The following is a 6765-nucleotide window of genomic DNA, read 5'->3' as shown; positions in this document are numbered from 1 at the left end:
GAATGGAACGAGTTCCGCGCGCTCGACCTGGAGCGGGTGAAGCGGCTGCTCAAGAGCCCGACGATCGTCGATCTGCGGAACATCTATCGCCCGGACCAGATGCAGGCGGCGGGCTTCGCCTATACGTCGATCGGGCGCCCCTGAAAGCCGTGCCTCAAAACGCCCTTATGGCGAGATAGATAAGGCCCCAGAGCGCGGCTGAGGATCCGATGATCAGCAGCAGCCGCAGCGCACGCGGTGCCTTTCTGATATCGGGGGGGGCCGGATATCTCGTCTGCTCGGGCAATCGCAGATCGATGGCCGCAAGACTCTCGTCAGGGCGCTCGATCAGGGCGTCGATGTTCCGTTCGTCTGCTTTGTCAGCCTCGCGAACGCGGGTGATCGGCAATCTATCCTCTCCGTCCCCTGCGAGGGGCAGGCTTGTTGCCGCTCGAGGACTGCGGTTGCACGCGGTTGCGTACTTCCCTTGGAGTCAGCCTCGGATGGCTAATCCAAGATAGGTAGCTCATTGGTGTAACTCAAGGAAATTACGCGGAATCACGTGAGTCCGAATGGGTATCTCGATTAACGGGAGCTTTCGGCAGCATTCAGCGCGTCCTCATCGCCTCGGTGCTACTGCTTCTTCCAACGCCTGTGCATTATGAGGAGAGTAGCGATGCGTATCAAAGCTGTACTGGTCGGTGCCGCGGCACTTGCCGCCACTGCCATCCCCGCCGCGGCTCCGGCCCAGATCGTGAGCTTCAGCATCTCGAGCGGCCATTACGATCGGGGCTATTATGGAAGCCCCTACGGCTATGGCTATGACTATGACTATCCGGCCTATGCCTATGGATATGGCCGCGCTTACCCGTATCGCTATGACCGCGGCTATCGCGGTTGGGATCGCGATCATTGGGATCGCGGCCGGCATCACGGTTGGCGCCACGAGCGTCACCACGACCGACGCGACTGGCGCGACCATTGGGACCGCGACTAATCGAGAACCGGAAGAGAAGGCGTCGGGCAACCGACGCCTTCAACCGTTGCAGCTTTCGCCCAGGCCCTAGGCGAACGGCAGATGGGTAGCGATATTTACTGCGTCATCGCCAGCGCGTGCGGCCCGGCTCATTTCGGCTTGCGGAACCGGTAGAGGAAGCGGTCGGTCTTTCCGCGTATGGCCGGATCGAATACCGGCTTGCTGTGATCGTCGGCGGCATTGGCGAGCAGGGGACTGGCGGCTTCGAACCGAAACCCCGCGGCGGCAAAATCGGCCTTCACGGTCGAAGGATCGATGCGGTGGAGCTTGTCCACCAGCGCGCGGGTGTCTCCCGCCGGCCCGACATGATCGACGATGCCGACGACGCCACCAGGCTTCACCGAGGCGAACAGTTCCTTGAGGAAAGCCTGCGGATCGGTGCGCGCTATGCCATATTTCGCCGACTCCCAGTATAGGTCGTGGTAGTTCAGGTTGATGATGACGAAATCGAACCGGCGCCCGCCGGCGGTGAATGCCTCGAACGGATAGCGCACGAAGTCGATGTCGGAGCGCCGTTCGGTCAGCGCCTTCCACACCTTCTGCTCTGCAGGGTCGTTATAGAATTGCGCCGGTTCGAAAGCCGTGACCTTGCCCTTCGGCCCGACCGCAGCTGCCATGATTTCGGCCCAGTAGCCCGAGCCGGTCATGATGTCGGCCGCAGCCATGCCGGGCTTGAGGCCAAGAAAGGCAAGCACTTGCGCAGGCTTGCGCCCGGCATCGAGCTCAACCGCCTGGGCAGGCCGACCGCTGGCGGACACCGCCGCGGATAAATAGACCGGCGTACCTGCTTGCGCCGCAGTCGCCATGACCAGCATCGCCCCCGCCAGCGCGGGGAACACCACCTTGAAACGCATGAGCCGTCTCTCCCTTGTTGGGGGGCCATGGTGCGCCACCGACGGAAACAGCTCAACGCTGGAATGTGGTAGTCGCCGACCGGGCAAGATGTTCGTCGAAAGAAAGGCGCCGATCGGCTACGCTGGCGGATCACTCAAGAGCGGCAACACAGGAACGGACCATGACCGACTCGCTCGACGACCGCATCATCGACACCCCGGAAGGCCCGATGCGCTGGGCCGACTGGAAGAAGAAAAACCCGGTGCAGGTGCCGTCGCGCCGCACCAAGGGGAAGAAACTGCCTAACAAGATCCCGATGCGGACCGGCGAAAGCTGATCAGCGCCCGATGGACACGCTTGTACCAGGCGATCCGATCGCAGTTCGCACCTGGCAGCGAAGCTTGCGTGCCAGCGCGTCGACTATGCTGGTGCCTAGTCCAGGCGCCATCCGCACTCGCCGGACCGGGAGCCCGACGCCGTCGTCAGTCACCGAAAGCATCCAGCCGTCGCCCGTCCTCCGGTATTCCACCAGGATCTTGCCTTTCCGCTGATCGGGAAAGGCATGCTTGAGCGCGTTGATGACCAGTTCGGTGACGATCATGCCCAGGCTCATCGAAGTATCAGGATCGGTGGTGCTGTCATCGACAAGGACTTCGAGGACAATCTGACTTGAATCATCGATCATCGACGCGCCGATGCTGCGGCACAGATCGGTGAAATAGGCACGCAACTGAACCTCGCCGGCGTGGCTCTTCGCCAGATGGCTCTGCACCGCGGCAACCGATAATATACGGTGGTGGGCATCGTGGAGATGACCTCGCGCCTTTGCAGATCGCACCCGCTTGGCGCCCTGCATCAATATGCTGGCGATGATCTGCAGACTGTTGGCCATGCGATGCTGCAACTCCTGCAGCATCACGTCCTTCTCATCGAGCCGAACCTGATCTTGCCGCTCGCGTGCCCGGCCCTCGGTAAGATCCTCGATGGTGACCAGCAGCTGCCGGCCCTCACCTTCGAGCTCCAGCAGCTGCGCGTCGAGACGGAGCCGTCGATTCGGGCGGCCCTTCGGGATCAGATCAAATTCAAGGCCCTCAACGGCAGTGCCGCCCTCCAGGATTTGAACTAGCCGCAGCCGCAGCCGATCAGCGTTCCATTCGCCGGATCCCAGCTGACAGAACGGACGTCCCACTATGTCGACTGCATCGAGATGGAACGCTTGTCTGAAGGAATGGCTGGCGAGAACGACAACGAGCGCGTCGTCGAGCAGCAAAATCGGGACATGGGATGCGGCAAACAACGCCGCGCCAAGGCCAGCGGCCTTGGCCGGAAAATCGGACGACAGGATCGACATAACAGGTCCCTTCAGGGACCGGAGGCTCGCAGTGCGAAAGCCATCCCCGGGCAAAGCCTTCAGGATCTGACGGGATTACCTGTTGGATTGATGAGCCACCATAGCATAGTCCACGATAATCGCGGCACGTTCTTATCGACCGGCGATCAGCCGCCGCCATGCGCCAGCCGGCTCATCCAGAAGATCAGGTAACCGAACGCGCTGAGGCCCGCCAGCAGCGCGGCGAGCTTCAACCAGACCGCGAGCGCGCCGCTCGTCGATGAAGCATCTGGGGGCTGGTCGTTCATCGCTTTTTGCTCGCTGCTGGCTACGGTCGGTCCGGGATAGCATGGCGCATGAGCACCCGCGCATTAAATCAGCCCTAAAGCGCAAATCTTTGCTATGGGGCCCGCATGCCATGTGGCGGCGCGCGTCGTCGCCCTTCTCCAGCCCACCACCTCAACCAGGAAAATAGCTACATGCCGCCGTTCAAGGACAGCTTTCAGGAACGCCTCGCCCGCGCCAACCAGGCCAAGACCACTGCGCTCGTCAAGCTGCGCGAAAAGCCCGCCCTCGATCCCGAGGTCGTTGCCGCGCGACAGGCCGCGCAAGCCGCCCGCGAGGCCGCCAAGGTCGAGGCGAGCGCCGCCAAGCGGGCCGCTATCGCACAGGCCAAGGCCGATAAGCTGGCGCGTGCCGCCGAGGCCGAGGCCCGCAAGCCCGTTCCCAAGACCGAAGCCCAGAAGAAGGCCGAGCGGGACGCCCGTTACGCCGCCCGCAAGGCGCGCTAGGACGCCTGCATGATCCCGCTTGAATTGGTCGACACCGCCCGGATCCCCGGGACGGACGGCGAGTTGCGCCTGATGCGTCGCGGCCAGGATCATATGATCCTGTTCGGCCGCAACGAACTGATGAGCAGCCGGCTGCGCGGATCCGAGGAAGCGCTTGCCACCCTCCCCTGCGAACGGCTTGACGGACGATCGCGGCCGCGCCTGCTGATCGGCGGCCTCGGCATGGGCTTCACCTTGCGGAAAGCACTCGCGGTGCTGCCGCCCAAGGCCGAGGTCGTCGTCGCCGAGTTGGTGCCGACGATCGTCGATTGGGCGCGCGGACCGCTGGCCCATCTCTTCGGCGACAGCCTCGACGATCCGCGCGTCACGATCAGGATCGGCGACGTCGGCGAGACGATCGCGACAGCGGGCGCCGGCTTCGACGCGATTCTGCTCGACGTCGACAATGGCCCCGATGCGCTGATCCACCCGGACAATGGCAGGCTCTATGGCAAATATGGCCTGCGCGCCGCGCATGCCGCACTCACGCCGGGCGGGGTGCTCGCGATCTGGTCGGCCTATCAGGACAAGGTCTTCGCGGAGCGCCTCAAGCGCGCGGGCTTCGCTGTTGACGAGATCAAGGTGCGGGCCACCGGGGTCAAAGGCGCGCATCATGTCATCTGGCTTGCGGTGAAACAGGGCTGCTGAGCCATTTGAAGCACGGGCCGCCCATCCCGCCGTTGCCCCTGCCGCCGTCAGCCCCTATCCCGCCGCCATGACTATCTCGATCTTCGCCACCGGTACCAGCCGGGGCATTGGCAAGGCCATCTTCGACCGTTTCGCAGAAGAGGATGTCCAGCTTGTCGGCCACCGCTCCAGCGATGGCGACGACACCATGGTTGCGGCCGATCTGCTCGATCCAACTGCACCGCGCAGGATCTGGGATCAGGCGCTTGCCCAGCTCGATGGCCGCATCGACGTGCTGGTCAACAATGCCGGCATCTTCGAGGCCGCGTCGATCGACGCACCGGATGCCTCCTGGACCGAGGCGTGGAACCGGACGATGCAGATCAACCTTACGGCGTCGGCCGAACTGTGCCGCCTCGCGGTCCTTCATTTCCGGCGCCATGGCGGCGGCCGCATCATCAACATCGCCAGCCGCGCCGCCTATCGCGGCGACAGCCCGTCGCACTGGCACTATGCCGCGTCGAAGGCCGGCATGGTCGCGATGACCAAGACGATCGCGCGCGGCTATGCCGCCGAAGGCATCCTCGCCTTTGCGGTGTGTCCGGGCTTCACTATGACCGGCATGGCCGAAGATTATCTCTCCAGCCGCGGCGGCGACACGCTGCTTGCCGACATTCCGCTCGGCCGCATGGCCGAGCCGGCGGAGGTCGCCGATACCGTTAAATTCCTCGCGCTCGACGCACCCGCTTCGATGACCGGAGCGATGATCGACATCAATGGAGCAAGCTATGTCCGCTAAGCGCAAGGAACCGAAGGGCGATGAGATAACCGGCTTCCCGTTCGCGCCGGAACGCGCCGGCAGCTGGAAGATCACCCTACCCTGCACGAAGGCCGAAGCCGAGATGCTTGCCGGAGACGTCGCGGAGATCGCGCTGCTCGACCCGCAGCCGACGCTGATGACGAGCGAGCCCGATCCTGCCCGGCCGAATGCCTGGCAGCTCGATGTCTATGTCGAAGGGAAGCCCGACCAGGCCCTGATCGACCTGACTGTTGCGCTGGTGCCGAGCGCGGCTGGAACAATGCCCGAGATCAGCCATATCCCCGAAGAGGATTGGGTGACGCTGTCGCAATCGGGCCTAGAGCCGATCCGCGCTGGCCGCTTCTTCGTTCACACGCCGCACAATGCCGACCATGTGCCCGAAGGATTGACGGGGTTCGTCATCGATGCGGGCCGTGCGTTCGGCACCGGCCATCACGAGACCACCACCGGCTGTCTGATGATGCTCGACAGGATGAAACGCAACGGCAAGCGTTTCGCCGATATCGCCGATGTGGGGACCGGCACCGGCCTCCTCGCCTTTGCGGCACGGTCGCTGTGGCCGGCGGCGAAGCTGATCGCATCGGACATCGATCCGGTGTCGATCGACGTTACTGCTGAAAACGCGGCGGCCAACGGCATCCGCATCGGCCGCGGGCGCGGCCAGGTCGAACTGGTGGTCGCGGCGGGGCTGGCCGACCGCCGCCTGAAGGCGCGGTTGCCCTATGATCTGCTGATCGCAAACATCCTGGCCGGGCCGCTGATCGAGCTGGCGCCGGTTTTCGGCAGCGCCGTGCTGCCCGGCGGCTCGCTCATCCTGGCCGGACTGCTCGACAGCCAGGCCGATGCGGTGGCCCAGGCTTATCGCCGCCAGGGCATGTATCTTGCGGACAGCATCGTTCAGGGCGACTGGCCGACGTTGAGAATGGTAAAACGGCGCCGCTGAAGGCGAGACGTGGCGTCCCGCACCAGCCTGTTCCTCCTCTCCAGCCTTCGCCTCCACCGGCTTCCGGAGTGTGCTCCACCATTCGCATCGCAATAGTCTTGAGCGAAAACGGGATCGGTGAAATAGCCGGCAGTATCAGAGTGGCATAGGTAAGGCCTTACGATCGCGCTTAAGCCAGAAACCATGCTGAAACGACGGAGAGTGTTGAATGAAAATCGGGATCGGATGCACGAGAATGTTGGGGGGGGATCCAACCGGTGCTGACGTTATCGGACTGGCGCAGCGGGCGGAGGAGCTAGGCTTCAGTTCGTTCACATTGGGCGACCATGTGGTGATGCCGACGACGTTCGACGCATCCGTTTACCC

At 63.6% G+C, this 6765-nt stretch carries 10 protein-coding genes; 6 read left to right on the top strand and 4 right to left on the bottom strand.

All coding sequences use genetic code 11. The annotated features are described in order from the left end of the window. Window positions 1-154: 154 nt before the first annotated feature. Complete coding sequence (locus AAC645_RS20210) at window positions 155-388, bottom strand: hypothetical protein (RefSeq protein WP_340318383.1); 234 nt, start codon at window positions 386-388, stop codon at window positions 155-157. Between the two features lie 267 nt (window positions 389-655). Between AAC645_RS20210 and AAC645_RS20205 the strand changes: the two genes are divergently transcribed. Next, window positions 656-976, top strand: a complete 321-nt coding sequence (locus tag AAC645_RS20205; RefSeq protein ID WP_340318382.1) for a hypothetical protein — start codon at window positions 656-658, stop codon at window positions 974-976. Window positions 977-1104: 128 nt separating this feature from the next. Here AAC645_RS20205 and AAC645_RS20200 read toward each other — a convergent pair whose 3' ends face one another. Then, window positions 1105-1869: a class I SAM-dependent methyltransferase gene (locus tag AAC645_RS20200; RefSeq protein ID WP_340318381.1), complete on the bottom strand. Its 765-nt coding sequence runs from the start codon at window positions 1867-1869 to the stop codon at window positions 1105-1107. 161 nt (window positions 1870-2030) lie between these two features. Between AAC645_RS20200 and AAC645_RS20195 the strand changes: the two genes are divergently transcribed. Continuing rightward, complete coding sequence (locus AAC645_RS20195; RefSeq protein ID WP_340318380.1) at window positions 2031-2186, top strand: hypothetical protein; 156 nt, start codon at window positions 2031-2033, stop codon at window positions 2184-2186. Here AAC645_RS20195 and AAC645_RS20190 read toward each other — a convergent pair whose 3' ends face one another. Together AAC645_RS20190 and AAC645_RS20185 are read right to left on the bottom strand one after the other, a co-directional pair. Beyond that, window positions 2187-3200, bottom strand: coding sequence for a sensor histidine kinase (locus AAC645_RS20190; protein ID WP_340318379.1), 1014 nt, complete (start codon window positions 3198-3200; stop codon window positions 2187-2189). A gap of 146 nt (window positions 3201-3346) precedes the next feature. Then, window positions 3347-3487 (bottom strand): hypothetical protein, encoded by a 141-nt coding sequence (locus AAC645_RS20185; RefSeq protein ID WP_340318378.1) that lies wholly within the window; start codon window positions 3485-3487, stop codon window positions 3347-3349. Window positions 3488-3658: 171 nt separating this feature from the next. Here AAC645_RS20185 and AAC645_RS20180 point away from each other — a divergent pair, with 171 nt between their 5' ends. The 4 genes from AAC645_RS20180 (at window position 3659) to AAC645_RS20165 (ending at window position 6399) form a co-directional block, all read left to right on the top strand. Then, window positions 3659-3970 (top strand): DUF6481 family protein, encoded by a 312-nt coding sequence (locus AAC645_RS20180; RefSeq protein ID WP_340318377.1) that lies wholly within the window; start codon window positions 3659-3661, stop codon window positions 3968-3970. A 9-nt stretch (window positions 3971-3979) separates the two neighbouring features. After that, window positions 3980-4657 carry a spermine/spermidine synthase domain-containing protein gene (locus AAC645_RS20175; RefSeq protein ID WP_340318376.1) on the top strand — a complete coding sequence of 226 codons (678 nt, stop codon included), beginning with the start codon at window positions 3980-3982 and terminating at the stop codon, window positions 4655-4657. 67 nt (window positions 4658-4724) lie between these two features. Continuing rightward, on the top strand, window positions 4725-5435 hold the full coding sequence (locus AAC645_RS20170) for an SDR family NAD(P)-dependent oxidoreductase (RefSeq protein ID WP_340318375.1): 711 nt from the start codon (window positions 4725-4727) through the stop codon (window positions 5433-5435). Further along, the gene (locus tag AAC645_RS20165; RefSeq protein WP_340318374.1) at window positions 5425-6399 is read left to right on the top strand and encodes a 50S ribosomal protein L11 methyltransferase; all 975 of its coding nucleotides are present in this window, start codon (window positions 5425-5427) and stop codon (window positions 6397-6399) included. Before AAC645_RS20170 ends, AAC645_RS20165 begins: the two co-directional genes overlap by 11 nt. The last annotated feature ends 366 nt before the right edge of the window (window positions 6400-6765 follow it).

This window comes from Rhizorhabdus argentea, from assembly GCF_037861105.1.
In the GTDB taxonomy this organism is placed as follows: domain Bacteria; phylum Pseudomonadota; class Alphaproteobacteria; order Sphingomonadales; family Sphingomonadaceae; genus Rhizorhabdus; species Rhizorhabdus argentea.
This window is presented reverse-complemented; position numbering and strand designations above follow the sequence as displayed.

Excerpts from the sequence above, each read along its gene's own strand:
- AAC645_RS20170 (WP_340318375.1), top strand. The coding sequence starts at position 4,725 with ATGACTATCTCGATCTTCGCCACCGGTACCAGCCGGGGCATTGGCAAG.
- AAC645_RS20175 (WP_340318376.1), top strand. The coding sequence starts at position 3,980 with ATGATCCCGCTTGAATTGGTCGACACCGCCCGGATCCCCGGGACGGAC.
- AAC645_RS20200 (WP_340318381.1), bottom strand. The coding sequence starts at position 1,869 with ATGCGTTTCAAGGTGGTGTTCCCCGCGCTGGCGGGGGCGATGCTGGTC.
- AAC645_RS20180 (WP_340318377.1), top strand. The coding sequence starts at position 3,659 with ATGCCGCCGTTCAAGGACAGCTTTCAGGAACGCCTCGCCCGCGCCAAC.
- AAC645_RS20195 (WP_340318380.1), top strand. The coding sequence starts at position 2,031 with ATGACCGACTCGCTCGACGACCGCATCATCGACACCCCGGAAGGCCCG.
- AAC645_RS20185 (WP_340318378.1), bottom strand. The coding sequence starts at position 3,487 with ATGAACGACCAGCCCCCAGATGCTTCATCGACGAGCGGCGCGCTCGCG.
- AAC645_RS20190 (WP_340318379.1), bottom strand. The coding sequence starts at position 3,200 with ATGTCGATCCTGTCGTCCGATTTTCCGGCCAAGGCCGCTGGCCTTGGC.
- AAC645_RS20165 (WP_340318374.1), top strand. The coding sequence starts at position 5,425 with ATGTCCGCTAAGCGCAAGGAACCGAAGGGCGATGAGATAACCGGCTTC.
- AAC645_RS20205 (WP_340318382.1), top strand. The coding sequence starts at position 656 with ATGCGTATCAAAGCTGTACTGGTCGGTGCCGCGGCACTTGCCGCCACT.